Annotated in this window: 25 protein-coding genes and 1 pseudogene; 14 read left to right on the top strand and 12 right to left on the bottom strand. The window is 26.6% G+C overall.

Annotated elements, in window-relative coordinates; translation table 11 throughout:
• Positions 1–268: pseudogene (locus tag PWP28_RS04590) on the bottom strand (hypothetical protein); the annotation flags it as partial.
• Positions 269–526: 258 nt separating this feature from the next.
• Here PWP28_RS04590 and PWP28_RS04585 point away from each other — a divergent pair.
• On the top strand, positions 527–1,912 hold the full coding sequence (locus PWP28_RS04585) for an L-cystine transporter (protein ID WP_308644336.1): 1,386 nt from the start codon (positions 527–529) through the stop codon (positions 1,910–1,912).
• A 36-nt stretch (positions 1,913–1,948) separates the two neighbouring features.
• On the opposite strand, the gene corA is transcribed toward PWP28_RS04585, so the two are convergent.
• The 11 genes from corA to PWP28_RS04530 form a co-directional block, all read right to left on the bottom strand.
• A complete protein-coding gene (corA, locus tag PWP28_RS04580; protein ID WP_308644335.1) occupies positions 1,949–3,001 on the bottom strand; it encodes a magnesium/cobalt transporter CorA in 1,053 nt (350 codons plus the stop codon).
• A gap of 66 nt (positions 3,002–3,067) precedes the next feature.
• Entirely contained in the window at positions 3,068–4,147 is a 1,080-nt protein-coding gene (locus PWP28_RS04575) for a C40 family peptidase (protein WP_264149277.1), read from the bottom strand.
• A gap of 12 nt (positions 4,148–4,159) precedes the next feature.
• Positions 4,160–5,170, bottom strand: a complete 1,011-nt coding sequence (locus PWP28_RS04570) for a membrane dipeptidase (RefSeq protein WP_308644334.1) — start codon at positions 5,168–5,170, stop codon at positions 4,160–4,162.
• An 18-nt stretch (positions 5,171–5,188) separates the two neighbouring features.
• Entirely contained in the window at positions 5,189–6,478 is a 1,290-nt protein-coding gene (gene lysA, locus PWP28_RS04565; RefSeq protein ID WP_264149275.1) for a diaminopimelate decarboxylase, read from the bottom strand.
• Entirely contained in the window at positions 6,475–7,476 is a 1,002-nt protein-coding gene (locus PWP28_RS04560) for a serine hydrolase domain-containing protein (protein ID WP_308644333.1), read from the bottom strand. The genes lysA and PWP28_RS04560 overlap by 4 nt, the downstream gene beginning before the upstream one ends.
• Before the next feature lie 31 nt (positions 7,477–7,507).
• Positions 7,508–8,566, bottom strand: coding sequence for a dipeptide epimerase (locus PWP28_RS04555; protein WP_308644332.1), 1,059 nt, complete (start codon positions 8,564–8,566; stop codon positions 7,508–7,510).
• Between the two features lie 2 nt (positions 8,567–8,568).
• Positions 8,569–9,534 (bottom strand): ABC transporter ATP-binding protein, encoded by a 966-nt coding sequence (locus tag PWP28_RS04550; protein WP_109604969.1) that lies wholly within the window; start codon positions 9,532–9,534, stop codon positions 8,569–8,571.
• The gene (locus tag PWP28_RS04545) at positions 9,516–10,463 is read right to left on the bottom strand and encodes an ABC transporter ATP-binding protein (protein WP_109604970.1); all 948 of its coding nucleotides are present in this window, start codon (positions 10,461–10,463) and stop codon (positions 9,516–9,518) included. The genes PWP28_RS04550 and PWP28_RS04545 overlap by 19 nt, the downstream gene beginning before the upstream one ends.
• Positions 10,464–10,467: 4 nt before the next feature.
• Positions 10,468–11,298 carry an ABC transporter permease gene (locus PWP28_RS04540; protein ID WP_206050563.1) on the bottom strand — a complete coding sequence of 277 codons (831 nt, stop codon included), beginning with the start codon at positions 11,296–11,298 and terminating at the stop codon, positions 10,468–10,470.
• Positions 11,299–11,303: 5 nt separating this feature from the next.
• Positions 11,304–12,278: an ABC transporter permease gene (locus tag PWP28_RS04535; RefSeq protein ID WP_305081366.1), complete on the bottom strand. Its 975-nt coding sequence runs from the start codon at positions 12,276–12,278 to the stop codon at positions 11,304–11,306.
• A 71-nt stretch (positions 12,279–12,349) separates the two neighbouring features.
• Positions 12,350–13,945 carry an ABC transporter substrate-binding protein gene (locus tag PWP28_RS04530; protein WP_109604972.1) on the bottom strand — a complete coding sequence of 532 codons (1,596 nt, stop codon included), beginning with the start codon at positions 13,943–13,945 and terminating at the stop codon, positions 12,350–12,352.
• 275 nt (positions 13,946–14,220) lie between these two features.
• Between PWP28_RS04530 and deoD the strand changes: the two genes are divergently transcribed.
• The 13 genes from deoD (at position 14,221) to PWP28_RS04465 (ending at position 26,590) form a co-directional block, all read left to right on the top strand.
• Positions 14,221–14,934, top strand: coding sequence for a purine-nucleoside phosphorylase (gene deoD, locus PWP28_RS04525; protein WP_371682084.1), 714 nt, complete (start codon positions 14,221–14,223; stop codon positions 14,932–14,934).
• 96 nt (positions 14,935–15,030) lie between these two features.
• Positions 15,031–16,170: a type II secretion system F family protein gene (locus PWP28_RS04520; RefSeq protein ID WP_109604974.1), complete on the top strand. Its 1,140-nt coding sequence runs from the start codon at positions 15,031–15,033 to the stop codon at positions 16,168–16,170.
• The gene (locus PWP28_RS04515) at positions 16,160–16,552 is read left to right on the top strand and encodes a hypothetical protein (protein ID WP_308644331.1); all 393 of its coding nucleotides are present in this window, start codon (positions 16,160–16,162) and stop codon (positions 16,550–16,552) included. The genes PWP28_RS04520 and PWP28_RS04515 overlap by 11 nt, the downstream gene beginning before the upstream one ends.
• Before the next feature lie 11 nt (positions 16,553–16,563).
• A complete protein-coding gene (locus PWP28_RS04510) occupies positions 16,564–17,019 on the top strand; it encodes a hypothetical protein (protein WP_109604976.1) in 456 nt (151 codons plus the stop codon).
• Complete coding sequence (locus tag PWP28_RS04505) at positions 16,994–17,404, top strand: hypothetical protein (RefSeq protein WP_109604977.1); 411 nt, start codon at positions 16,994–16,996, stop codon at positions 17,402–17,404. The genes PWP28_RS04510 and PWP28_RS04505 overlap by 26 nt, the downstream gene beginning before the upstream one ends.
• Positions 17,394–17,975, top strand: a complete 582-nt coding sequence (locus PWP28_RS04500) for a hypothetical protein (protein WP_308644330.1) — start codon at positions 17,394–17,396, stop codon at positions 17,973–17,975. The genes PWP28_RS04505 and PWP28_RS04500 overlap by 11 nt, the downstream gene beginning before the upstream one ends.
• On the top strand, positions 17,972–19,849 hold the full coding sequence (locus PWP28_RS04495) for a hypothetical protein (protein ID WP_308644329.1): 1,878 nt from the start codon (positions 17,972–17,974) through the stop codon (positions 19,847–19,849). Before PWP28_RS04500 ends, PWP28_RS04495 begins: the two co-directional genes overlap by 4 nt.
• A gap of 6 nt (positions 19,850–19,855) precedes the next feature.
• Entirely contained in the window at positions 19,856–20,668 is an 813-nt protein-coding gene (gene amrB / locus PWP28_RS04490; RefSeq protein WP_308644328.1) for an AmmeMemoRadiSam system protein B, read from the top strand.
• A gap of 23 nt (positions 20,669–20,691) precedes the next feature.
• Positions 20,692–21,033, top strand: a complete 342-nt coding sequence (locus PWP28_RS04485) for an Asp23/Gls24 family envelope stress response protein (RefSeq protein ID WP_109604981.1) — start codon at positions 20,692–20,694, stop codon at positions 21,031–21,033.
• 18 nt (positions 21,034–21,051) lie between these two features.
• The gene (locus PWP28_RS04480; protein ID WP_308644327.1) at positions 21,052–22,710 is read left to right on the top strand and encodes a DAK2 domain-containing protein; all 1,659 of its coding nucleotides are present in this window, start codon (positions 21,052–21,054) and stop codon (positions 22,708–22,710) included.
• A gap of 15 nt (positions 22,711–22,725) precedes the next feature.
• Positions 22,726–23,586: a glycine--tRNA ligase subunit alpha gene (locus PWP28_RS04475; RefSeq protein ID WP_109604983.1), complete on the top strand. Its 861-nt coding sequence runs from the start codon at positions 22,726–22,728 to the stop codon at positions 23,584–23,586.
• Positions 23,579–25,612 (top strand): glycine--tRNA ligase subunit beta, encoded by a 2,034-nt coding sequence (glyS, locus tag PWP28_RS04470; RefSeq protein WP_308644326.1) that lies wholly within the window; start codon positions 23,579–23,581, stop codon positions 25,610–25,612. The genes PWP28_RS04475 and glyS overlap by 8 nt, the downstream gene beginning before the upstream one ends.
• A gap of 24 nt (positions 25,613–25,636) precedes the next feature.
• A complete protein-coding gene (locus tag PWP28_RS04465) occupies positions 25,637–26,590 on the top strand; it encodes a hypothetical protein (protein WP_109604985.1) in 954 nt (317 codons plus the stop codon).
• The last annotated feature ends 27 nt before the right edge of the window (positions 26,591–26,617 follow it).

Here is a 26,617-nt window from a genome sequence, read left to right as displayed (position 1 = left end):
CTGGGATTTCACCTTTAGTATCGATTCTTTCAGGTTTAAGACCTGATTCTGGTTTAGGAGCGGCCGATTTCAATAATTTAGTATAAGGATGAAAAGGATCATTAATTATATCAGAAGAATTACCAATTTCTAATATATCGCCATTATACATTATGAATTTATTATTTTCACTGTTCCACCATATCTGATATTTTCTGAAAAAGATAATGAAAATATCATTATAAAACAAAATAGAATAAAAAAGAACTTTTTCATAGTTATTTCGCATTATTTACCTTTCAGAATTTATTTTTTTACCCTTAATTATATAATTCCATGAAACAAGTTACATGAAAAATCTATATTTCTGTTTCATTACAACCTATAATGTATTTAAATACTTTTAATTGTCGAAATCTTTATTTATCTAATTAAAAGCTTTTAATTTTTTATAGTAATTTAAATATATTTTAACTTTTTTTAAATGTTTAAATATGATAAAATTAGTAGTATATAGAAATAATATTTTATTAAGGGAGGAGATTTTATGAACACATCATTGATTATTTTGAATATACTTATAATGGCTTTTTTCATTTTTATAATTTATAAAATGCAAAAAAAGCATGTGTCTTTTAGCAAAAGAGTTTTTTTAGCCCTTGGTTTGGGAATTGTTTTTGGGGCTGTTTTGCAGTTTATTTATGGAAGTGATTCGGAAGTTTTAAAACAGTCAGTTAACTGGTTTAATATAGTTGGAAATGGATATGTTAGATTGTTAAAGATGATAGTTATGCCTCTTATAATGGTTTCAATAACTACTGCAATAATAAATCTTGAAGATGGTAAATCATTGGGAAAATTTGGTGGTTATGTTATAGGATTTTTGGTTTTAACAGCAGGTATAGCAGCTGTAGTCGGAGTTTTTACTGCCGTTTCTTTTGGTTTATCGGCTGAAGGGTTGCAAGCTGGGCAAGCAGAGCTTGCAAGAGGAGAAGTTTTACAGAGTGGACTTGAAAATCTGAACAAAGTTCCTCTGACTCAAAGACTTACAGAACTCATTCCAGATAATCCGTTTTTGGATATGACTGGTGCGAGAAGTTCTTCAACGATAGCTGTTGTGATTTTTTCTGCTTTTGTTGGGATTTCAGTTTTAGGCCTTAAAAGAAAGAAACCTGATATTGCTGAGAAGTTCAGAGTTGGATTTAATGTTTTACATGATGTTGTTATGAGAATGGTTACTATTATATTGAGATTGACTCCTTTTGGAGTTTTAGCTCTCATGACTAAAGTTACTGCATTAAGTGATTATCAGAGTATTGTAAGACTTGGTAAATTTGTTTTAGCTTCTTATGTAGCAATTATAATAATGTTTATAATTCATCTGATATTTTTGATGATTTTTGGATTGAATCCAAAACATTATTTAAAAAAATCTTTGCCAGTATTAACTTTTGCTTTTACTTCAAGAACGAGTGCAGGAACTATTCCATTGAATATAGAAGCTCAGACTAAAAAACTTGGTGTTTCAGAGGCAATAGCTAATTTATCCGCTTCTTTTGGGGCATCTATAGGACAAAATGGATGTGCTGCGATTTATCCCGCAATGTTAGCCGTTATGATAGCACCTACACAAGGTATTAATCCATTAAATCCAAGTTTTTTGATCCCTTTGATAGTAATTATTGTTATTAGTTCTTTTGGGGTTGCCGGTGTTGGTGGTGGAGCAACTTTTGCGGCTTTGATTGTTTTATCAGCTATGGATTTGCCAGTTGCACTTGTAGGACTTTTGATATCTATAGAGCCTTTAATAGATATGGGAAGAACGGCTTTGAATGTTAGTGGATCTATGTTGAGTGGTATTCTTTCTTCAAGAGTTCTCAAACAACTTGATTTAGATTTATATAATAAAGATGTTATAGAGGAAGATGTTTGATTTAATAAAAATCCCAGATTTAAAATCTGGGATTTTTTAAAACCATTTCTTTTTTTTGAATATTAATAACATTATTAATACTATTAATAGCATTATTATTATTAATAATGGATACCCAAAATTCCAGTCTAATTCAGGCATATTTTTGAAGTTCATTCCATAAAGTCCTGCTAAGAATGAAAGAGGTATGAATATCGTTGATATTATAGTTAATACTTTCATTATTTCATTCATTTTATAACTTATAGCTGAGAAGTATATTTCAGTTAAGTTTGTCAATGTTTCATTTAATATATCTGCACTTTCATATAATTGATATACATGATCGAATAAGTCTCTATAGTATTCTTTATTTTCTTTGTTTAATCTTTTAAAGAAATCATCTTTATTAAACATTAAAGTTTCTTTTAAGGTCATTATATTTTTTTTGAAGTATATTACTTCTTGTTTTGTGGATTTTATTTTTATTAAATCTTGCTGGTCTGGATCCATATTCACAGATTCATCTATTTTTTCCAATTTTTCTGTTAATTCATTATTTATTATAAAGTAGTCATCTATTATTTTATCTAATATTGCATACATTAAGTAATCTGATTTTTTTTCTTTTATTTTTTTCTTGTTTTCCTCAATTTGATTTTTTATGGTTTCATGATTTTTATTTTCAGTTTCATTGAAAGTTATTATGAGATTGTCTTTATATATTATACTGAATTGTTCATAAGTATATATTTCTTCTTTTTTATTTATCAATTTTAATACTATGAATGAATAGTTATCATGGATTTCTATTTTGTTTCTTTGATTTGTATGGTATATGTCTTCTATTGTTAATTGGTCTATTTCGAATTTTTCACATAATTTTTTTATTTTATTTGTTTCATATAGTCCAGTAACATTTATCCATAAAATATCTTCATCATTTGGAATTATCGAATTTTCTTCTTTTAAATAATCCCCCCATTTTCCAGATGTTTTATTGTATAGAAAATAGTTGATTTGTGTTGTTTCACCTTTAGCTTCACCTGTATACTTTTCTTCATTTGTCATATTTGTTTTTTTATATTTATTGATTAATTTTATGTTCATTTTATCATCCCCTTCAATTTCTTTATATTTTAAAAATAATAATTTTTTAAGGAGAGATTATGTATTTTAATATAGTTTTACTACAGAAGTTAAAGCATCTATATATGTTGATTTTCCAGATTTTAAGGTCTTTTCAATATCCATTATGAAAACTGAATAAACATTTTTGATTTCATTTTTTTCTGAATATCCAGCACCTGAATGTATTACATAATGTTTTTCTTCATCTTTTCCTATATACAGCATTACATGGCCTTTCATGTATAGTATATCACCTGGTTTTATTTTTTCTATATCTATGTTTTCTTTTTTTATACAGTTGAAATTTCCAGCTATTTCTTGTATGCCACTGTTTCTCGGTATTTTTATTCCAAATATTTTCATTATATCCATTATATATGATGAACAGTCTCTTCTTCTCAATCGACTTCCCCAACCATAAGCTTCTCCAAGCATTTTAAAGGCTGTTTTTAATAAGTTTTTTCTGGTATAATTCAAGTAATTTTTTTCTATTTCTTTGTTTAAGGCTATAAATCCATCTATAAATTCAACATAATTATCTTTATTTTTTACAGGGATTTTTATTTTGTATCCAGGTTGTGGATATTCATCATAATAATCTTGAGATAATGGAATTTTATCTCCGAGAAAAAATTCTACGAATGAAGCTCTATCATCATGCACATTGAATTCGGTTTCTAAATAGCTTTGATTTACTAGTATAAAATTTTTTGAATTTTTTATATTTGATATTTCTTTTCTATTTTTTATTAAAGCTACATCGGATTTTTTTATCCATCCATCTGCTGTTGAACTATTTATATAATACCAATTTTTAGTTTCTTCTTTTATGTCTACTATATCATATATGTTTAAAGCGGTCATTTGATTCATATCGAGATGTTTATTGTTTGGTTCTAATACTATATTTTCATGTGGTTGTATTTTTATATCGGTTCTTTTTATTATGATACCAGGTTTTTCGGATTTGTTTAATAGTTCATCATCATCTATTAGAAGATTTTCATAATTACCATTTTTTAATGATTTTTTTATTTCTATATTTATTTCGTCTATACTTCTTTTTGATGTTAAATCTTCATCTTCAAATTTATTTAACCAGTAGTCTATTGAGTTTATATCCATAAATACACCTCATTAAAGATTGTTTTTATAAAAATTTATAAAGTTTTCTCCGAGTACATTTTTTATAGTTGATTCATTATAGTTTCTTTTAAGCATTTCTTCTGTTATTTTAGTGAATTCTGAATGATCTTTTATGATATTTGGAGATATTTTTTCTTCATTGAAAGGTTCATACTTTAATAAATGAGTACAGATATCTAAACCTATACCAACATTTTTATCACCAATTTTATTTATTATATATTCTATTTGATCTACATAAGCTGATAAGTTTTTTGATTTTTCATTGAAAAATTCTTTATAAGAGTTTATACCTATTATTCCATCATTTTCTTTTATGATTTTTATTTGTTCATCTGATAATGTTCTCGTATTGTTTGTAAAATGTCTTATATTTGTATGAGATACTATGAATGGTTTTTGATTTATCTTTATAAAATCATAGAAACCTGTTTCACTTAGATGGCTTATATCTATTATGTAACCAAGGTTTTCAGCTTTTTTTATAAAATTTACGCCAAAGTCTGTTATTCCATAACTCCTTTTATCTTTTTCAACAGGTCCAAATTTGCATCCATCTGATATATAATTTCTTCTTGACCATGTTAAACCTATGAATCTTACTCCAAGTTCATAAAATATTTTTAATAAATGTAAATCATCAAAAAGAGGATCTGCACCCTCAAAAGATAGCATTATTCCAATTTTATTTTGTTTTTTGCTATTAAGTATATCTTCATAGCTTCTACAAAAAGTAATTTCTTCATTTTTTTCTATTTCCTCCATGAATAAAGCTATTTGATCCAGAGTTTCATGTAAATATGCTTCTTTATATATTGGTTTATCTATAAAGATTGATGATACTATTAATGATAGTCCACCTTTTTTGAAGTTATTGAGATGATCATTTTTTATTACATTGAATTTATTGAAATTTTTTTGTAAGGTTAAGTCCATTAGTAGGTCATAATGAGCATCTACTACTATTGTTTCATCATGTATTTTTTTTATTTTATCGTTCATTTTTATCTCCTTTTTCTTTTACAAATCTTTTATGTTTATATCATTTTTTAGAAGATCTTCAACAGTTTCTCTTTTGTTCATTATATATGATTTTTTATTTTTTATGATTATAACTTCTGGTTTTAATGCTCCATTGTAATTGCTTGCCATTGAATAAGAGTAAGCTCCTGTTACTGGGATAGCTATTATATCTCCAATTTCAGCTATTGGGAGTTTTATGTTTTTTATCAATATATCTCCAGATTCACAATATTTCCCAGCTATTGTATAAATTTTCTCTTTTTTGTTTTTCATTTTATTTGCTATATATGCAGTGTATTTTGCCTGATATAGAGAAGGTCTTATATTGTCTGCCATTCCACCATCTACAGCTATATAATTTGTCAATTCTGAGTTTTCTTTTATATTTCCCACTGTATACAATGTTGTTCCGGCAGTTGCAATTATAGATCTTCCGGGTTCTATTATTAGATGAGGATTTTTTTTATTGTATTTTTTTGCAAGTGTTTTAGTTTTTTTAGATACTTTTTCTACAAATTCTTTTTTTGATATATATGTGTCTTCATCGGTATATATTACTCCAAGTCCTCCACCAATATCGAATATGTTTATATCTATGTTTATATTTTTTAGTTTTTCAGAAAATTCGAATAATACTTCGAGTAAATCTTCATATGGTTTTATATCAAATATTTGTGAACCTATATGAGCACCAATTCCTTTTATGTCTATATTTTTTAAGTTATTTTGAATTTTTTCTATTTCATAATAAGCATGGTTTTTGTACAAGTTGAATCCAAATTTTGAGTCTATATGGCCAGTTTTTATGTATTCATGAGTATGAGCTTCTATTCCTGGAATAAGTCTCATTATGGCTTTTATTTTTTTATCATATTTTTTAGCTATTTTATCTATTTTTTGAGCTTCTTGTAAATTGTCTATTATAAAAGTTCCAATATTATTTTTAATGGCATAATTTATTTCTTCTTCTGTTTTATTGTTTCCATGAAAATAAATTTTTTCAACTGGAAAGTTTGCGGATAAAGCTATTGCAAGTTCTCCAGAAGATACTATATCTATATCTAAGTTTTCTTTTTTTAAAATATTGCATAAAGTTCTATTTAAAAAAGCTTTTGATGCATATGTTATCGAAAAATTTTCATAGTTTTTTTTGAAATTATCTCTGTATTCTGATATGTTTTTTATTATTTCATCATAATCATATACTATTACGGGTGTTCCATGGTTTTTTCTGATTTCTTCTGCAGATACTCCATTTATGTATAATTTATTTTCATCTATTTTCATATTATTCCCTCTTTAAAAATGGCATCATTTATATTATTTCTTATTATTTGAAGTTTATCTTTGTAAGCTCTTCTATCATAATAAACTGAATTTGTTAAAAATATCGAGAATTTTCCATCTGGTCTTATCCATATTGATGTACCTGTAAATCCATTATGGCCAAAACTTTTTTCATCTAAAGCATTTGTACAGCCTGCTTGTGGTGGTGCCATAAATCCAAGATGGGCATATTTTTCACCTTTATGTATTGTTGTTTTTGTGAACTTGTCTATAGTTTTTTTACTTATTATCTTTGGATTTAATATATTTAATACATATTTTCTTAAGTCTTTTATGTTTGAATATATGCCTGCATTTCCTGATACTCCACCAAGATAATAACATAGTTCATCATCAGATTTTCCCTGTAATCTTATTCCATCTCTTATGGATGTTTGAACTATATTTTCTTTGTTTTGAGGATTATAAGTTGTTTGAAACATTCCGATTTGATTGAATAAATTTTTTATATAGTCTTGATAAGGTGTTTTTGAAACATTTTCTACGATTTTCATAAGAGTTATAAAGTTTAAACAGGAATAATCATATTGAGTCCATGGTTTATTTTGTGGTTGAATTTGTATTATTTTGTCCATCAATTCTTTATTTTTATATTTTTGCCATAGTTCTGAATATGGTTGCATTCCAGATTCGTGAAGTAGCAATTGTTTTATTTTTATTTCTCCTTTTTCACCTTTTACATCTAGATATTTTTTGATTTTATCATCGAGATGTATTTTTTTTTCGTCGTATAATTTCATTATCGCTGTTGTTGTTGAAACAATTTTGGTCAAACTTGCAATATCGAATAATGTTTGATCATTTATAGGGCTTTTCCCATCTTTTGTTCCATAATATTCTTCCATAATTATTTCATCATTTTGGCCTATTAAGATTGATGCTGCAGTGTAAACATTATTTAATCCTTCTAAGATGAAGTTTTCAATCTTTTTTTTCATTTTTTTATCCTCCATGTTATTTTGTATTATTCTATATTTCGATTCCAAGCCCTGGTTTATCAGATATAGTTATATTACCCGCAGCTGTTTTAACTCCTTTGGAGAAATTATGTTTTAAGAATAGATCTGAATCTAAATCTATATATTTTATATTTTTACATCCAGTAGCAAGATGAGCAGCCGCTGTTATAGATATATTGCTTTCGATCATACATCCAATCATACATTTCATACCAGCAGCTTGAGATATTTTTGCTATATCTAATGCATTGTATATTCCTCCAGATTTCATAAGTTTTATATTTATTAAATCTGCTGCTTCGAGCTTTATTATTTCTATTACATCTTGTGGAGTATAAACACTTTCATCTGCCATTACAGGTATTTCCGTATTATTTCTTACAAAGGCCATTCCTCTTATATCTTTTTCATGTACAGGTTGTTCAACAAATTCTATTTCATATTTTTTTAATCTATTCAAAGCATATATTGCTTCTTTTGGTGTCCATCCTTGATTGGCATCTATTCTAATTTTTATTTTTTCTGGTAAATTATCTCTTATCGTTTTTATTCTTTTTATATCTTCTGATAGCTCATTTCCAACTTTTATTTTTAATGTATCAAAACCTTCTCTGACATATTTTGAAGCGGATTCAAGCATCGTTTTGGGATCGTTTAAACTGATAGTTATATCTGTTTGATAATTATTTGAATATCCTCCAAATAGTGTGTATAACGGTATATTATATGTTTTTCCTATTATATCGTATATTGCTATTTCGACACCAGCTTTTGCAGAATAATTATTATGTATTGCTTTATTTATTTTTTCATGTATTATTTCTGTATTTAATGGATTTTCTCCAATTAAACAAGGTTTTATAAATTTTTGTATAGCAGCGATTATACTTTCTTGTATTTCACCTGTGACTCTGTATTCAAAAGCTGATTCTCCATAACCTTTTATTCCAGAGTCTGTTTCAATTGTTATTAAAACATTTTCTATTGCATATAATGGACCTGCTGATGTTATAAATGGTTCTTTGAGTTCTACATTTAATTTTTCTGTCTTTATATCCGTTATTTTCATATCTACACCTCTTTTTTATATAAAAAGCATCTTACTTGTCTTTCTTTTATATTATAAACCTCAGGAATCTTTTTATTACATATATCCATTTTTTTTGGACATCTATCATAAAAAGGACATCCTTTGGGTATATTTATTGTATCGGGTAATTCGCCAGTATCGCCCAGTTCTTCTTGTTCTAATTTATCAGGATTTGGAGCTGCTTTTTTTAGTAGTTGTGTATAGGGATGCAAAGGATTTAAAACAATTTCATCCGCATTTCCTATTTCCATTATCATTCCAGCGTACATAACCGCTATTCTGTCAGAAATATATCTCGCAGCTGCAAGATCATGGGTTACATGTATATAAGTTGTGTTTAAATCTTCACGTATTTTTAGAAGCAAGTTCATTATTCCAGCCCTTATAGAAACATCGAGCATGGAGGTAGGTTCATCTGCCAATATTATTGTTGGTCTTGTTATTATAGATCTTGCTATTACAACTCTTTGTCTTTGTCCACCAGAAAGTTCATGGGGGTATTTGTTTATATATGAATCTATTGGAGTTAATTCAACTTCTTCAAGTGCTTTTATGACTCTATTCTCTGTATTATCAAATTTATGAATTTTTAAAGGTCTTTTTAATATTGAATATATTTTTTTTATTGGATTTAAAGAAGAAAATGGATCTTGAAATATCATTTGAACATCTCGTCTGTATTCTAAGTTCTTTTTTCCATTTATTTTTTTTGGAAGTTTCTTGTTTTTATAATATATTTCTCCATCTGTTTCGGTATAAATTCTTGCTATTAATCTTAAGAGAGTTGTTTTTCCTGAACCAGATTCACCAACAAGAGAAATTACTTCGCCTTCCTTTACTTCGAGATTGATATCCCTTAAGGCATATAATTTATAGCTTTTTATGCCTTTTCTTATTGTAAATGTTTTTTGAATATTTTTGAATTGTATTATAGTGGGAAATGACATTTTACCCACCTACCTTCGTCTATTTTTTTGAATTCTGGTTTTGTTTTACATTTTTCTGTTGCTAGACTGCATCTTTCCATGAAAGGACAACCAATTATATCTTGGGATAAGTCTGGGATTTTTCCAGGTATCCCTTCATATTGTTTTATTTCAGAGTCCAATTTTGGAAAAGAATTTATCAATCCTTTTGTATAAGGATGAGCAGGAGTTTTATAGACTTTTTTTGTAGGCCCTATTTCAACTAATTCCCCAGCGTACATTATGGCTATTCTTTTTGATATTTCGAATAATAAAGAAATATCATGAGTTACGAATATTATCGAGAATTTTTTATCTTTTCTTATTTTATCTATTTGTTCCATTATAGATCTTTGAACAACAACATCTAAAGCTGTAGTTGGTTCATCCATTATTACAAGTGATGGAGAAAATACTAAGGCCATAGCTATTGCTACTCTTTGTTTTTGCCCTCCAGAGAGTTGATGAGGATATGATTCTATTCTCTCCCTTTGAATTCCCACAAGTTCTAAATAATCTCCAGCCATTTTATAAGCTTCCAATTTTTTTATTTTTGAATGTTCCATTATTACATCAGCAAATTGATCTTTTATTTTCATAACTGGATTTAAAGCGTTCATAGCACTTTGGGTTACAAGAGAAAATTCTTTCCATCTCAATTTCCTCAATTCTTCTTTTTTTAAATTTAATATATTTTTTTCTTTAAATATTATTTCACCATCAAAAATTTTTCCAGGATTTTTTAATAACTTTATAAGTGAAAAGAGAAGTGTGGATTTGCCACATCCAGATTCTCCAGCTATTCCTAAAAAATCATCATTTTCAAGGTAAAAAGACACATCTTTTACAGCTCTTACTTTTTTGCCTTTTGTTGCATAACCTGCATTTAGATCTTTAACTTCTAAAAGCATATAATCACTCTCCTCTTAATTTTGGATTTGTAAGTTCATCTAATGAGAAGTTTAATAATGCAAAGCTTGCCCCTAAAAGAGCTATTGCAACACCTGGAGCTAAAACCCATGTCCATGATTGATTTAAAAGAGCAGATGAATTTTGTGCCCAGTATAGCATTGTTCCCCAAGTTGTAGCACTTACGTCACCAAATCCTAAAAATTCTAATGATGCTTCACCTATTATAGCTGTTAAAACAGCTGTAAAAAAATTAGAACCTATTAAAGAGAGCATATTTGGCATTATTTCAGAAAATATTAAACTTAAATGGTTTTCACCTGTTATTCTTGAGGCAGTTACGAATTCTCTATTTCTTAGAGTCATAGCTTGAGATCTCATCACTCTCGCACCTGGTCCCCAACTTGTAAAAGATATTACGAGTATTATGGGTAGAACTCCTCGAACTTTTATATAAGAAGATATTACTATCATCAGTGGTAATCCAGGAATTACTAAGAATATATCTATTATTGTTGATATTATTCTATCAACAACTCCTCCGAAGTAACCTGCAGTCATTCCAAGAGTAACTGATATTGTTGTCATCAGTAATCCAGTCGATAATCCAACTATTAATGATAATCTTGTTCCATATATGAGTTGAGATAGTATATCTCTACCCATTCTGTCAGTTCCAAATAAAAAATCTTTGGAAGGGCTCAAATAAGGCATTCCTACCATATCAGAAGGATTATAAGGTGATATCAAAGGTGCAAAAATTGCAATTATTATAAAAAATGTTATTATACCAAGTCCTATTTTTCCCTTTATATTCATGTTTTTTATTGTATTCATTCAACTCAACCCCTTGTCCTTGGATCTAAATACATATAAACGAAATCGAGTATAAAATTTGCTATTAAAACAGATAGAGATATTATAAAAAATATTGCTTGTATCAAAGGATAATCTTGTGATGTAACGGCTTTATACATCATATAACCAACTCCAGGATATGAAAAAACTATTTCTGTTAATAATGCGCCTCCTATTATGTAACCTAAGGATAGACCAAAACTTGTAACACTTGGTAAAATAGCATTTCTTGCAGCATAATTTTTCATGATATTTTTTTCTTTTAATCCTTTCGCTTCTGCAAGTAATATATAATCTTCAGATAAGATCGAAACTATATTGTTTCTCATAGTTAAAATCCAAGATCCTAAAGAAGCTAATACTAAAGTTATAGATGGTAATACACCATGGTATATTACACTTTTTACAAAATCCCAACCACTTAAGAATTCAGAGGTTGAATATGCATTTGATATTGGGAACCATCCTAAAAGAAATCCAAAAACATATAATAATATTAATGCAAGCCAAAAGTAAGGAAAAGCCCTTATTATTAAACTTGCTGTTGTAATAAATGTTCCAGATTTTTTTCTTCTATTCCATCCTGAATAAACCCCAAGCCATGTTCCTATTATGAAACTGAACAGTGTCGATATTCCTACCAATCCTATAGTCCATGGAATTGAGGTTGCTAATAATTGAGAAACTGGTATGGGATAATAAGAGAATGAAACACCCAAATTCCAAGTAAAGGTATTCTTTAAATATGTAAAGTATTGAGATATTACAGGTGTTTCTTGATCAATTCCAAGTGCTATTCTCATAGCATCTACAGAGTTTTCATCTATATCTCCGCCAAGTCTTAATAGTATTCTTTCGGCAGGATCACCAGGCATCATTCTTGGAATTATGAAATTTATAGTCATTGCTGCAAATAAAGCTATTATAAAAAATAATATTTTTTGGCTCATATATTTCATATTATTCCCCCTATAAGGATATTTTATATATTATTTAATGGTCAGAACCTTTAAAGGTCCTGACCAATTTTTTATTTTACAGGTTTTAAGTTTAATATTATAGCCATTTTATCCATACCAGTTATTCTTGGACTTGTATAATTATTTTCTTCTGAAGGCCAACCTGTGAAGTTTTTAGTTGAATACTCGAACCATACAGGGTTGTAGAACAATAAAACAGCTGGAATGTTTTCTAATAAGATTTCTTGAAGTTCAAACATAGCATCTTTTCTTTTATTTTCATCTGATGTAGATCTAAAAACATCTATTAATTCATCAGTTTTTTCATCTGTCCAACCACTTCTATTACTACCAGAATAAGCATTTTTTGAATGCATGAAATTTTCATAGAAATTATAAGGGCTTTCTCCATATGTTGACCAGCTCACTGCCATTTGATAATCTTTTGCTTTTATTTTTTGCATGTAGCTTCCAAAATCAACTTGAGATACTATTAAATCTACTCCAATTTTCTTTGCCTGTGATGAAACGAGTTGAGTAACAGCTATCCAATCAGTCCAACCAGCTGGTACCATTAATTCAAAACTCAATTTTTTACCATTTTGATCTTGGAATATTCCATCTCTACCTTCTTTGTATCCAAGATTTTTTAATATATTTTTTGCTTTATCTATATCTTTTTTGAACCAATTGTTTTTTTGTGAATCATCTATTAAATTAGAAAATCCTTCTTTTATACCAACTGGATTAGCTTTTGAAGCATAGTTTGTCATTGCCATCAATATTATTTGATCTGTATCCATTGCATGAGCTATGGCTCTTCTAAACTCTTTATTGCTGAAAGGTTCTTGAGATAGATTGAAATAAACTGCTACAGGATTTCCGCCAGGAAGCCAATAATGATTATGTTTTTTATCTCTACCAACAAATATTTTTTCCATATTAGGGAAATTGATCGTTCCCCAGTCTATTTCTCCATTCATCAGAGCGAGTTGGGCTGTATCATTTCCTGTAAAGGCTGGAATTCTTATCTTATCCACATGAACTTTTTCTTCTTGCCAATATTTATCATTTTTAATCAATGTAAATACCTGTGATGTAAATTGATCTAATTTAAAAGCACCTGTTCCAATAGGATTTTCATCGGCATATTTTGAAGGATCTTCTAAATCTCCCCATATATGTTTTGGAACTATATAAACTGAAAATAAGTCTTGAGTTGCTAAAGTATTTATTTTGTTTAGTATAAATTTGATTTTATAGTCATCGACTTTTTCTACTTTTTCAAGGCCATTTTTCCATACTGAGCCTGTGTCGAGTGCAGGAAAGTCTTTTATCATTTCGAAGGTGTTTATTACATCATCTGAATTAAATTTTTCTCCATCATGCCAATAAACATCATTTCTCAAATCTACAGTCATAGACATTAAATCATCTGCCCATTTATACTCTTTTGCGAGCCAAGGCGATGTTTCTCCAGTATATCCATTTATATAAAATAATGTTTCATAGATAAACCCTTTAGAAGTATAAGTTGTACCAGAATTAAAATAAGGGTTAAAGTTTTTTTGGAATGAACCAGAGACAGAAGATATCATTGATAGCGTATTTGAAAACGCAAATAAACTTATCAACAGTAAAGTTAACAATAAAACAAACTTTTTCATATTATTCCCCCCTTGAAATAGGATTTATTTATTTCCTATTGATTACAAAAATTATACAATGTTATATTTTCATATCAAAACTTAATTAAGGGTAATTATAATATTTTTCAATTAAATAGACCCATTAAATACCATTTAATTCTTAAATTTACAATATATAATATTCTGTATTTTGATAAATATTAAGTTAATGGGATTTACATCTTAATCTAAATAAAATATTTTTTGTATATAATATATCTACTAATTTTTTTAAGGAGGTATTTTTTATGTCTATACCAACACCACATATTGAAGTTAAAGATAAAGATTTGATAGCTAAAACGGTTTTAATGCCTGGAGATCCTTTAAGAGCAAAGTTTATAGCAGAAAAATTTCTTGATAATCCCGTTAAATTTAATAATGTCAGGAATATGTTTGGATATACTGGGACATATAAAGGCAAAAAAGTTAGTGTTATGGGGTCCGGAATGGGAATGGCAAGTATAGGCATTTATTCTTATGAACTTTATAAGTTTTATGATGTTGAAAATATCATAAGAATAGGTTCTTGTGGGGCTTATACTGATAAGTTGAGTTTATATGATGTTGTATTAGTTAAAGATGCTTATTCTGAGTCAACTTTTGCAAAATGTCAAAGCGGTTATGAATCTGATATTCTCGAACCTTCTTCAGATTTAAATGATATGATAAAAGATTCTGCAAAAAATTTGAATATAGAAATTAAAGAAGGTAGAATTCATTCTTCCGATGTTTTTTATAGAGAAGAACCAGATGTTTTTAAGAGACTTAATAAAGAATATGGTTGTGTTGGAGTTGAAATGGAATCATTTGCACTTTTTGCTAATGCTAAAAGTACTGGTAAAAGAGCTGCTTGTATATTGACTGTTTCTGATAGTTTGGTAACTCATGAAGCCACTTCAAGTGAAGAAAGACAAAATGCATTTACAAAAATGATGGAAATAGCTCTTGAAACAGCTATAAAATAACAGAATTTTTAAAACACATATCAAACTGATATGTGTTTTTTTTATTTTTTAGTTAATGGTATAATAAATATATATTACTAAAAAGGTGGAATTTTATTGAAATATCTATTTTTAATTAATTATTTTGATAAAATTTTAAAAAAAGAAATTGAAGTTTATGTAGTATCCAAAAGATTAGAAGATATTTATGATCTCATGAATATCGAAGAATTTGAAATTAAAAATATTAAAAAAGTTGGATATTACATGGAAAATAAAAAATTAAATATGAAAAATATGCAATTTATATCCGAAAATTTTTATATGATGATGAGTTCCGATATAAAAATTTTAGATATACTGAGTTTTTTGACTTTTAATGAAGATATCGATAAATTCATTAGAGGTATTATCTCTAAAAGCTATTTTATGATTAGAAAAGGTTTTGAATTCAATGAATCTTTTAATTTTTTTGAATATGATGAATATTTTAGATATTCTATGTCTTATTGTGATACTTATAAAATGATTTTAAATACTTTTAATAATATGAAAAATTATTATAAGAGTGTCAGAATTTCTACAGATGAAATCAAAAAATCTACTTTTTATCCTTCCTCGGTTTTGATAACTATTTTATTTGTTTTGCTTCTTTTAAAATTTTATATTATCCCCACTTTTTCAAATTATATGGATATAAAATTTAGTTTTTTTATACCAACTTTTTTAATATTTTTAATATCTTTTTTAGTAGTATTTATTTTTATAGCTATTTTTTTTGCAAAGAAAAATGATCTCATAGTTATGAATATGCCATTAATAAGAAAATTTTATAGAAATTATATATTTTATAAGTTCTCAAGAGATGTTTTTTTATTAATTTCAAACAGATTTACTATTTATAATGCTTTTGATAAAGTTCTTCAATATATAAATTCTAATTATATTTTTGAAAATTTTTTTAAGGTTAGCGTTGAACTTGAAAAAGGTAAGGAACTTTCAGAGATTTTATTTGATAATAAACATTATCAGGAGTTTACTTTTATGTTTTCTGTTTCAGATAAAACTGGAAATTATTTAGAAGTTTTTTCTTTTTTGAGCACATATTTTTATGAAAATCTCAAACGTACTCTTAATAGAGTTAATAAGATGGTAGAACCAATATTGATATTAATACTCGGCATTATTGTTTTTTCTATAGCTTTTGAACTTTTTGATAAGGTTTATATTGGAGGGATTGATTCTTATGAATTTTAATAAAAAGGGATTTCTTCTTTATGAAGCCATTATTTATTTATTGATTGAAATTATAATTGCAGCCGCTTTTTTTGTACCAAGTCTAAAAATCACATATGAATATTTTAAAGAAAAATCAGATCAATATTTTATCAGTGAAGCTATTGCAACTACAAGGAGTTTATCGGGAAGGTATAACTCTAGAATGGGAGATTTTACTTTTTTTGGATTTAGAGTTGCTGGAGTAAAGATATATTATGATGGTTTTTATTATTATGGTCGTGGATGGATAATTTTTAATTTTGGAGATCTTTCTACTACGGGAGGATCTTTTAAATATCCAAAAAACAGAAAAACTATTCTTAAAGTAGTTCCAGTAACTGGTGCAATGACTTTACCTTAGGGGGGATATGAATGTATTTTAACTTTGGTAAAAAAATCTATTATTTGGGTAATTCTGATATTATAATAAGAAAATTCGAAAATATACTTGATTTTAAGAAGTCTTTTTATGATTTTATAAAAGAGAAAAAAATATTTTATAAACTTTTAAAAAAACAAGAGTTTGAATATTATCTCATTTGGAATAAAAAAGATATGAATAAAAAGAGAAGATCTTTTAAATATGATTATTTTATTCCAGTTCAATCCATTTTAATAAATGAATTTTATAAAAAAGATTTGGGATATTATAGAGTTAAATGTTTTGGAAAAGGATTTAAGATCTTTAAAGATGAATATTTTGTAGTTTTTGATGAAGAAATAGATGTAAATGAATGTGATATTTATTATGATGATGAATATTTGAAAAACCTTGCTATTAATTATTTAAGAGGTGAAAAAAATGATACTCTTAAAATCTTTTTATAGAAAAGGTTTAAATATTTTTTTATATATCATTATAATATCTTTATCTTTTATATTTTTTAAAATCTTTTTTGCGAAGGTTTTAGAATATAAATTATATTTAGAGCAAAAAAATATTGTTGAGTACAATTATGAATTATATTTAAAAGAAAACAAAAATATTAAAAATAGTTTTTTTGAAATAATTGAATTTTTAGAAAATGAAAAAGCTAAACTAATATTTTTGAATTTTTCTAATAAAAATTTTATTTTACAAGCTCTTTTTATTAAAGAAAAAAATTATGAATTAATTTCTAAATATGATTTTGAAGTTTTGAATTCTTTTGAAATTGAAGACAAAGTTTATTCTATAATAGAATTTAAGAGAGATGATGACTATGAAAATTAAAATTAAAATGATTATTTCTATAATTTTAATTTCTCTCATAGTATTGATTTCTAAAATAGAAATTCCTGAGATTAATATAAATAAAAGTTTTAGAGGTATTAAATTCCAAGTTAAAGAAGACTATTCTAAAGAGGAAATTTTATTTATATTGAATGAGATTTATAATTCGGATTTTAAAATAAATTTTTTAAGTATAAAAAGAGAAGAAAATATGTTTAGTTTAAGTAATAATTTTTCTTTTGATTATAAAGTTGCAAAGCCAAGTTTCGATTATAATGTTTATAATAAATTTGAAGAAAATATTTTTAAAGATTTTGATCTATTGGATGAAAATACTTTTGGTTTAGAAAATATTTGGAAAATTAGAGATGAACTTGAAATTTATGATCAAAATATAAGATTTGCTGGTATGATAGTTGAAAATGGTTTCAAGTTTGGATATTTTTATTATATAGATGATTTAATAAAAATAAAAGTTGGAGATATTTTTGGTCAGGTAGAAGTCGTTGGTATTTTTAAAGATGGAATATTATTAAAAAATATTAATAATACTTATATGGTGATAATATGAAGAAGATATTAATTACTATTTTAATATTTATTAATTCTATATTTTTATCTTATAATCTTGATTATAATAGTCAGGAAAATTACAATACTTTAAATTTTAAAGAAAGTGAATATGATATATTTTCAAATGATATAAAAACATTCGTGAAGATTGTATTTAAAAATACTTCTTTTTTAGAAAAAGAATATGTTATAAATGATGGACCAGTAAAAAAAATAAAAACTTATGATAATATAATAGATATATTTTTTTATGCTCCATTAGAAAAGATTGAGGAATATGATTCAAAGATAAAGTTCTTTGGAACAAAAAAGATTAATTTTGAAGAATTTTATTTTAAAAGTTTAAAATTGATAGATTTTTTAGAAATATTATTTGAAAAATATGAAATTAAATTTATAAATTCTACGGAAATACCAGACTTTAAAGTTTCATTAAATAATAATAGTTATAATTTAGAGTATTTTTTAAGACTTTTATACGAAGTATATGGTATTGATAGTAGATTTTATGATGATAAAACTGTAATTATAAGTTATAATAAAAAAAATGAATCAGAATTTTTACCATTAATTTTAAATATTGTTGATGAAGATGATGATTTTGAAATAATAAATATAGATAATGATGAAGATTTGAGTGGAGACTCAGAATTTGAATCTAATAAAGAATCTTTTGTTTTTAATAATTATAAGATTTTGAGTAGTTATTCTGATATAAAATTTTTTGAATATATATATGATATAAAAATTTTTAGTTTTTATGATAATTATTTTTTAATATATGGAAATGAAAAAGATCTTGTTATTATTGAAGAATTGGTTAATAAATTTAATGAAAAAATAAGTTATGTTGATAATAATGAGTTAAAAAGCGAAAAAAGTTTTAATAATTTGAAAACATTAAATAAAATATTCGTTGTAAACGATAAAATGAAGCTTTTATTTGATAAAATAATAATAGATAAGAATATAGATTATTTACCACTTGAAAAGTATGATAATAATTATTTTTATATTTTAAGTTATGGCGAAGAACAAAAAGATTTTATAGAAGATCTCGCCAATCAATTTTATATTAAAGAACAAAAAGAAAAATATAGTTTAGTTAATTTGATAAATTATGTATGTGAAAATGAAGGAATAAAAGCTATATGTAACTTTGAAGATAAAGATGTATTTTTAAGTTCTAAAGATCTTGATTTATTTGAACTTTTTTCTTTTCTTGAAAATAACAGAATATTGTATAATTATATTGATGAAGAAACTATTTATTTTTATTCTGATATAAAATTGTTGAAATATTCTTTATATATTTTTACTGGAAACAACATAAATAACTTAAATATTACAGATCTTTATAATATTTATAATTTAAATATATTTAAAAACACCGATTTTTATGAAGATGTTTTTTTGGTATCAAAACCTATAATATATGTCAATGAAGGTAAAGAGTCTATTATAAACTCTGTTATTTCCATACCTATTATAGATAAAAAAAATGAAATAGTTTCTAAAGTAGAGTCTGGATTCAAGTTTAAAGTATCTGGTAATTATGATAGAAAAACTGATATGGTAACATCTAAAATAAATATAACCATTTCAGAGTTTGAAAATAAAGATAAAAGTCTTATTGTAGATGAAAGAAATATAGAAACCGAATTAAAAATGAACAATAATGGAATAATTAAAATAGGATCTATGTCTTTTGATAAAAATATAAAGAAAGAAACAGGCATACCAATACTTAAAGACATACCTATTTTTGGAAGTATATTTAAAAATTATGATAATTCATATTCCAAATATGAAATAATTATTATTACAAATATAAAAGTTCTCAATAATCCAGAGGCGGAGGATGAGGGGTGAAAAATTATGATAATTAGAAAACCCGCAGTAGCAGGATTATTTTACCCTGATAATGATGAGCAATTAAAACAAAAATTAAATTTTATTTTTGAAAGAAACACATTTAAAATGGAAAATAAATTAAATTCAAAGGTGGGGGTGATTTTACCCCATGCAGGTTATGTTTATTCAGGAAAAACAACTGCAAAAGCATTGAAGAAGGCTTCAAAATTTGGTTGTCCAAATAGAATATTTTTATTTGGACCAGATCATAAAGGTTTGGGTTCTGGAATAAATATAGATGACTCAGATTTTTGGGCTTTACCAGGTTTAAAGTTTGAAGTTGATAAAGATATGGTTTTAGATATGTGTAGGATGTTGAATATAAATCCTGACAGAAATGGTCATTTTGCCGAACACTCTCTTGAAGTACAGCTTCCATTTTTAAATTATGTATTTGGTAATAATTTTAAAATAGTGCCGATAACTTTTACACATGTAGATCAATTTGAATTAAAATTATTTTTGGAAGCTTTTAAAGAAATATTTAATGAAGGTGATTTTATAGTTGCTTCAACGGATTTGAATCATTTTGAAGATCAAAAAACAACTATTGAGAAAGATAAGAAGATTATAGAAGCAATAGAAAAAAATGATCCTGAATTATTGTTAGAAACGATTAGAAAAAATGATATCTCCATGTGTGGTTATTTACCTACTTATATACTATTGAGTATGGGATTGAAAAACATTGAAATAATACATCATACGACCAGTGGAGAGATCTTGAACGATTTTGAGAGTGTTGTTGGTTATTTATCGGCAGTATTATATGATTAAAAATAACCTTGGAGGTGAATTCAATGATTGTAGATACAGAATTCGGTGCAGTTACTATAAGACATGAGGTAGTTAAAGAAATAGTTTATAAAGCTGTTATAGAATCTTATGGGACTGTAGAAATGGGGAAACAGGGGTTTTTTGATAAGTTAGCAAACTTATGGACTAAAGATGAATCAAAAGGTATAAATATTGTTGAGGAAGATGGCAAAATTAATGTAGATTTACATTTGGTTTTAGAATATGGTCTTCCTGTTAAAAGGGTTGCTCAAAATACTCAGGAAAATGTATATCATAGAATAGTATCCATGCTAAATTATGACGATGTACAAGTTAATGTACATATTGCAGGGTTAAAGTTATAAGAAAGGGTGATGAAAAAAATGAAAGAGTATTTGGAAGGGAAAGACTTATATATAGCCATAAAAAAAGCAGCTGAAGTACTTGTAAAAAATAGAGATGAAATAAATGCATTAAATGTTTTCCCTGTCCCAGATGGAGATACCGGATCAAATATGAGTTCTGCTATACTTGAAGCGGTTCAATGGCTGGATAAAGTAAAAAATAATAATAATTTAAAAGAAGTATTAAAAGCATTAAGAGACGGATTATTAATGGGTGCAAGAGGTAATTCTGGAGTTATACTCTCTCAAATATTTAGAGGTTTTACAGAAGCTTTAGATGGAAAAAAGAAAATAACTACAAAAGACTTTATAATGGCATTGGATAATGCCAAAGAAGTTGCATATGGTGCTGTTATAAAACCTGTTGAAGGAACTATGTTAACATTGATAAGAAGGCTTTCAGAGAGGGCAAGAGAAGAACTTTCAGAAATTACCGACTTTTTAGAATTTATGGATAAATTATCAATAATTTCATTTGAGATAGTCGATGAAACACCTAAATACTTAAAAAAATTAAGAGAAGCTAAGGTTGTGGATGCAGGAGCTAAAGGGCTTGCTTATATCCTTAAAGGATTTAGAGATGCAATTCATGGCGATACAGAAGTAAATATAGCACAAATAGAAAATGCAACATCTTCTGAAATTGCAGAAATAGCCTATGAAGATCTTACTTTTCAATATTGTACAGAATGTGTTCTTCAACTAGCAAATGAAGATCTCACGAAAGAAGAGCTTGATACTATAAGAAATTTCCTTGAAGAAATAGGAGATTCTATCGTTTTAGTTCATCAAAATGAATATTTAAAATGTCATGTACATACAAATCATCCAGGAAATGTTTTTGAGAAGTTTCTTGAATATGGTGATTTAATGAAAGTAAAAGCTGATAATATGAAGGTTCAACATGAACATGTTGTTGAAAATATAAATGCCAATAAAGAAAAGAAAATTGAAGAAATTGAAGTAGAAGATGATGAAGATAGAAAATGGGGTATAGTTGCTGTATCTCCAGGAATAGGAATAACAAATGTATTAAAAAGCCTTGGAGTTAATAGAGTAATATCTGGTGGTCAAACTATGAATCCAAGCATTAAAGATATATCAGATTCCATAAATTCCATGCAATATGAAAATATCATCATTCTTCCCAATAATCCAAACATAGTTATGACGGCAGAAAAAGCAGCTGAAATGTCAGAAAAAAATGTTATTGTAATTCCTACAAAATATGTCCAAGAAGGAGTTTCGGCTATGTTGGGATTTGATGATTCATTAGAAGCTGAAGATCTAAAAAATTCTATGACTGAATATGTCAAAGGAATAATTCCTGTTGATGTTACTTATGCAGTTAGAGATTCAGAAATATCTGGTCAACAGATAAAAAAAGATGAATATCTCGTTTTTGCAGGTAAAGATTTAAAGGCACATGGAGATAATCTTTATATAGAAACTGAAAAAGTGCTTTTAGACTTTTTAGAAGAAGGTTATGAAATAGTAACTATATTTTATGGAGAAGGTTCAAATTTAGAAGATATAAATAATATGATAAATAATATAATGCAAAAAGAGCCTAATGTTGAAATTGAAATACATGAAGGTGGACAGAATCATTATCCTATGCTCATTTCGCTCGAATAATGGAGGTAGTTTGAGTTGAATATACAAGACTTAATAATGAAATTGCATGAGTTTTGGTCAAAACAAAATTGCATAATAGATGAACCATATGATATGGAAATGGGGGCTGGAACTTATAGCCCATCGACTTTTTTTGGATCTTTGGGTGTTGAAGAAAAAAAAGTTGCATATGTTCAACCATGTAGAAGACCAACAGATGGTAGATATGGTGAAAATCCAAATAGAATGCAAAGATTTTATCAATATCAAGTTATTATAAAACCATCACCAGAAAATATTCAGGAAATATATTTAGATTCGTTGAGAAGTATAGGTATAAGTCCTGAAGAACATGATATTAGATTTGTTGAAGATAATTGGGAATCCCCTACTCTCGGAGCTTGGGGAGTTGGTTGGGAAGTATGGCTTGATGGTATGGAAATAACACAATTTACTTATTTTCAACAGATGGGTGGAATATCTTTGAGTCCTATAACAGTAGAAATAACATATGGGGTTGAAAGAATTGCCATGTATCTTCAAAATATCGAAAATGTTTATGAAACTAAGTGGAATGATGACACTTTTTATGGCAGTATATATCATGAGAATGAAAGACAATTTTCAATATATAATTTCGATGAAGCAGATATAAATATGTTTGAATCCCTATATAATATATATAAAAAAGAATTTGAAAGATTAATAGAAAAAAATCTTTATTTGCCAGCATATGATTTTCTTACTAAAACGGCACATTCCTTTAATATGCTTGATGCAAGAAATGCTATATCTGTTAATGAGAGACAGAAATATATACTTGATATAAGAAATATGGCGAGAAAATGTGCTCAGGTTTATGTCGATGTAAAAGATGGAGGAGATAAAAATGAATAAATTTTTATTTGAAATAGGAGTTGAAGAACTTCCATCAAGTGAATACAAAAATATAATTATACAACTCGAAGAGAACTTGAAAAATAGTTTGAAAAATAAAAATATAAAATATAAAGATATAAATATATTCATAGCACCTAGAAGGTTTGGAGCTATTATAGATGGTCTTGAAGAAAAACAAGAAGACTCAAAAGAAGAAAGAAAAGGACCGCCAAAGAATATATGTTATGACAAAGAAAATAAACCTACAAAAGCTCTTATAGGATTTTTAAAAGGTGCTGGAATAGGTGAAGATGAAGTTGTTATAAGAAAAATAGGAAATAATGATTATGTTTTTGCAGAAATTTATAAAAAAGGTGAAGATACAATAGAAGTTTTAAAAGAAATAATTCCAGAAATCATCTTAAAAATGAATTTTAAAAAATCTATGAAATGGTCTGAAGGTAAATTTGAGTTTGTAAGACCTGTTCATTGGGTATGTAGTTTATTCAATGATAAAGTAGTAGAATTTGAAATATTCAACAAAAAATCTTCTTCTAAAACATATGGACATAGGTTTTTTGGTGATGAAATAGAATTATCAAATGTAAATGATTATGAAAGCGAATTAGAAAAGAATTATGTAATACCAGACTATGATAATAGAATAGAAAAGATAAAAAAAGAATTAAAAAGAATAAAAGAAGAATATGATTTAGAAATAGATGAAGATCAAAGTTTGATAGAAGAAATAGCCCAATTAACGGAATATCCAACTGGAGTTGTTGGAGAGTTTAAAGAAAAATATATGAAACTTCCAGAAGAGATTATAATTGTGACTGTTAAACATCATCAAAGAAGCTTTGTTGCAAAAGAAAATAATAAAATGTCCAATAAATTTGTGTCTTTTCAAGATGGAATAGGAAGAGAAAAGAACATAATTAAAGGCTATGCAAGGGTTATAAATGCGAGACTTGATGATGCTGCTTTTTATTATGAAGATGATTTAAAAGTTTCATTGGGTGAAAGATTTGAAAATTTAGATTCTATAACATATCAAAAAGGACTAGGTACTTATAAGGACAAAGTTCTAAGGATGGAACAACTTTCTCAAATAATAGCAAATAAGATAAAATATGAAAATAAAAATGTTAAAAGAGCGTCAAAACTTTCAAAAATAGATGTCACTTCAAAAGTTGTTTATGAATTTGCGGAACTTCAAGGTGATATGGGAAGAATAATATTAAAAGAGATGAAAGAAGAGGAAGATGTATATCTAGCGAGTTCACTTCATTATCATCCAATTGAGGAAAATGATTCAATACCAAAAAATCTTGTGGCCAATGTAGTATCTTTATCGGATAGAATAGATGATATTGCTGGTTATATAGGTATAGGAAAAGTTCCAACAGGTTCTAAAGATCCTTTTGCACTTAGAAGAAAAGCATTTGGTATTTTTAGAATAATAATAGACAAAGAATGGGAATTAGATTTGAAAGAATTATTTAAAGAATCTATAAATATATTAAAGGTTAATGATGAATTAGAAAAAATTTCTGATTTTATGAGTTCGAGATTTGAGACTATACTTTTAAAAGAAAATATGAATTCTGATATAATATCTACAACACTTATAAATTGGAATAGACCTTTAAGAGCCTATCTTAGTGCGCAAGCACTCAAAGAATTTGTTGAAAAAGAAGAATTTAAAGAATTTATAACCGCATTTCAAAGAGTTAACAATATTTCAAAGTCTCATAATTCATATGAATATTCAGGAAGAATGTTTAAAGAAGAAGCAGAAAAAGAATTATTTGATAAATATTTAGAAGTTAAAGGTAATTTTGAGGAATATATAAGAATTATGGATTATAAATCAGCTATTAATGAATTATTATTTTTGAAGGGTTCTATTGATAATTACTTTGACAAAGTTTTTGTTATGGATAAAGATGAAGCCATTAGATTGAATAGATTAGGATTTCTGAAAACTTTGGCAAATCTTTTCTATGACATAGGGGATGTTACAAGACTTTATCAAGGTTGATTATAAATAAGGGGGCTTGCGAAATTGAAATTTTTTGAAAAATTGAAGGATTTAGATTTAAAAAACAGGATTACAGGTTTTATATCAGATGAAGATATAACAGAATTATCTTTTCCATCTGTTGTATATTTTAATGGTAAAGATATAGATAATCAAGATGTAAAAGTAATAATGGTTGATTATGACAGAGTACTTGAAATATGGGCTGGAAATAAAAATACTGATAAGGAATTTCAAGAAGTCAACAATTTATTGAGAAGTGAAACTATGTGCAATTATAGGATAGAAAACTATAATTTACCTCTTTTATGGGAGGATTTTAGAGAATATGTGAAATTTTTTCTTGAAAGTGGAGAACTTGAAATACTATGTTTTAATTATATAGATGAAAGAAAAAGTCATGAAGAAGTTATGTTTGGCTTTGAAAGGTCTATAAAGTTATTAAATCTCATAAGAGAATACTCAATAGATTTATTGACAAATAAAAAAAATATATTTCAAATGGATGTAGTGAACTCTGGTAAAATGATAGTTTTTAGTATAGAAACTAATAGATATATAAATTTAGCCAATAAATTTGAGACAGAATCAGAAAAAAAATTTTTATGGTTTATACTGAATCTTATAATGAAAAAGAAAATACTAAAAAGATTTTTTAATTATAAACCTGCAAAAGTTTCTAAGGGTATGATGGGATTTAGTGTTTTAGAAACTGATAGTGAAGAATTAAAAAAATCATTGTATGGCTTGAATGAAGATTTGATATATGATGAAGAAAATGTTATAAATCTTGTTAAAAACAATGAATATTTTATGGATAAATTTTCACAATATAGCGAATTTGTTGGAATGATAAAAAAAGAAACTCGTATGGACTATGAAAATGTTGAAAATATGTTTTTAGATTATTTTGTTAAACAAGGTGATTCATTTATAGAAAATTCAATTGTTTTAGCTGAAAAACTTAAAGAATTATAGTATGGATTTGAATTTTCAAATCCATAC

Source organism: Oceanotoga sp., from assembly GCF_030445905.1.
In the GTDB taxonomy this organism is placed as follows: domain Bacteria; phylum Thermotogota; class Thermotogae; order Petrotogales; family Petrotogaceae; genus Oceanotoga; species Oceanotoga teriensis.
The sequence above is the reverse complement of the archived record's forward strand: the minus strand, read 5'-3'. Positions and strand labels throughout refer to the sequence as shown.

Coding starts and splice junctions, on each gene's coding strand:
- PWP28_RS04585 (WP_308644336.1), top strand. CDS start 527: ATGAACACATCATTGATTATTTTGAATATACTTATAATGGCTTTTTTC.
- corA (WP_308644335.1), bottom strand. CDS start 3,001: ATGAACATAAAATTAATCAATAAATATAAAAAAACAAATATGACAAAT.
- PWP28_RS04575 (WP_264149277.1), bottom strand. CDS start 4,147: ATGGATATAAACTCAATAGACTACTGGTTAAATAAATTTGAAGATGAA.
- PWP28_RS04570 (WP_308644334.1), bottom strand. CDS start 5,170: ATGAACGATAAAATAAAAAAAATACATGATGAAACAATAGTAGTAGAT.
- lysA (WP_264149275.1), bottom strand. CDS start 6,478: ATGAAAATAGATGAAAATAAATTATACATAAATGGAGTATCTGCAGAA.
- PWP28_RS04560 (WP_308644333.1), bottom strand. CDS start 7,476: ATGAAAAAAAAGATTGAAAACTTCATCTTAGAAGGATTAAATAATGTT.
- PWP28_RS04555 (WP_308644332.1), bottom strand. CDS start 8,566: ATGAAAATAACGGATATAAAGACAGAAAAATTAAATGTAGAACTCAAA.
- PWP28_RS04550 (WP_109604969.1), bottom strand. CDS start 9,534: ATGTCATTTCCCACTATAATACAATTCAAAAATATTCAAAAAACATTT.
- PWP28_RS04545 (WP_109604970.1), bottom strand. CDS start 10,463: ATGCTTTTAGAAGTTAAAGATCTAAATGCAGGTTATGCAACAAAAGGC.
- PWP28_RS04540 (WP_206050563.1), bottom strand. CDS start 11,298: ATGAATACAATAAAAAACATGAATATAAAGGGAAAAATAGGACTTGGT.
- PWP28_RS04535 (WP_305081366.1), bottom strand. CDS start 12,278: ATGAAATATATGAGCCAAAAAATATTATTTTTTATAATAGCTTTATTT.
- PWP28_RS04530 (WP_109604972.1), bottom strand. CDS start 13,945: ATGAAAAAGTTTGTTTTATTGTTAACTTTACTGTTGATAAGTTTATTT.
- PWP28_RS04515 (WP_308644331.1), top strand. CDS start 16,160: ATGAATTTTAATAAAAAGGGATTTCTTCTTTATGAAGCCATTATTTAT.
- PWP28_RS04510 (WP_109604976.1), top strand. CDS start 16,564: ATGTATTTTAACTTTGGTAAAAAAATCTATTATTTGGGTAATTCTGAT.
- PWP28_RS04505 (WP_109604977.1), top strand. CDS start 16,994: ATGATACTCTTAAAATCTTTTTATAGAAAAGGTTTAAATATTTTTTTA.
- PWP28_RS04500 (WP_308644330.1), top strand. CDS start 17,394: ATGAAAATTAAAATTAAAATGATTATTTCTATAATTTTAATTTCTCTC.
- PWP28_RS04495 (WP_308644329.1), top strand. CDS start 17,972: ATGAAGAAGATATTAATTACTATTTTAATATTTATTAATTCTATATTT.
- amrB (WP_308644328.1), top strand. CDS start 19,856: ATGATAATTAGAAAACCCGCAGTAGCAGGATTATTTTACCCTGATAAT.
- PWP28_RS04485 (WP_109604981.1), top strand. CDS start 20,692: ATGATTGTAGATACAGAATTCGGTGCAGTTACTATAAGACATGAGGTA.
- PWP28_RS04480 (WP_308644327.1), top strand. CDS start 21,052: ATGAAAGAGTATTTGGAAGGGAAAGACTTATATATAGCCATAAAAAAA.
- glyS (WP_308644326.1), top strand. CDS start 23,579: ATGAATAAATTTTTATTTGAAATAGGAGTTGAAGAACTTCCATCAAGT.